Annotated in this window: 1 protein-coding gene; it reads left to right on the top strand. The window is 63.0% G+C overall.

Annotation, left to right across the window (positions count from 1 at the left end; genetic code table 11):
• Positions 1-112 precede the first annotated feature (112 nt).
• Positions 113-1122, top strand: a 1010-nt coding sequence (istA, locus tag QLQ16_RS15765; RefSeq protein WP_283225598.1) for an IS21 family transposase, incomplete at its 3' end; no start/stop codon positions are given.

The raw sequence follows: 1122 nt of genomic DNA on the forward strand, positions 1-1122 counted from the left end.
CCCTGATGGCCACCCAAATTCCCCCACTTATGGCCACCTCAAACTCCCCCACCTGAATTGATCGGGGACAGGGTCTCAACGCCGACACCGTCGGCACCTGTGGGCAGGACGCATGTTCCGGCTTTCCTCGAAGGAAGGCCAAGGAGTGAATGTCTTGAAACCCAACCAACGCGCCACCGTCATCACGCTGCTGGAGCGCAGCACCACACAGCGTGAGATCGCCCGCATCACCGGCATCGACCGCAAAACCATTCGCAGCTACCACCAGCGCTGGCTTGCCGATCTTTCAAATTCCCCCGGGGTGGCCACCGGCTCTGAGGCCGTGGCCACTCAAATTACCCCACCCTGGCCACCGGCTCCTGCCTCGGTGGCCACCAGCCTGTGCGAAGTCCATCGCGATTTCATCCAGGCCCAGCTGCTCTTGCGCCGCAACGCCACCGCCATCTACCAAGACTTGGTCGATGCCCACGGCTTTACCGCCGCCTACAACAGCGTCAAACGCTTTGTGCGCGCCTTGCGCAAGAAGGCCCCCGAGCAGTTTGACCGCCTGTCCTTCCTACCCGGCGAGGAGATGCAGGTCGATTACGGCGAAGGTGCGCCGACCTTGGTGCCCGGCACTGATCGCTACAAGAAGCCCCGCTTATTTGTCGCCACACTGCGCCACTCCCGGCGCAGTTTCCGCCGGGTGGTCTGGAAGTCCAGCCAACAAGTGTGGGCCCAATTGCACGAGCAAGCGTTTCGCTACTTCGGCGGCTGCCCCCAGTACGTGGTGCTGGACAACCTCAAGGAGGGCGTGATCAAGCCCGATTTGTACGAGTCCGAGCTCAACCCCGTATATGCGGCCATGCTGGACCACTACAGCGTGGTGGCCGATCCGGCCCGCGTGCGCGACCCCAACCGCAAGGGCACGGTGGAGCACGCCATCGGCCACACCCAGGCCACCGCCTTGAAGGGCAAGCGCTTTGAATCGATCGAGGCCCAGAACGAGTTCCTGGAGCATTGGGAGACGAACTGGGCCGCCAAGCGCATCCACGGCACCGAGCGCCAACAGGTGCAGGCCATGTTCGAAGCCGAGCGCCCACACCTCAAACCCTTGCCCCTGCTGGGCATGCAGTACTTCAC

Source organism: Limnohabitans lacus, assembly GCF_030053395.1.
In the GTDB taxonomy this organism is placed as follows: domain Bacteria; phylum Pseudomonadota; class Gammaproteobacteria; order Burkholderiales; family Burkholderiaceae_C; genus Limnohabitans_A; species Limnohabitans_A lacus.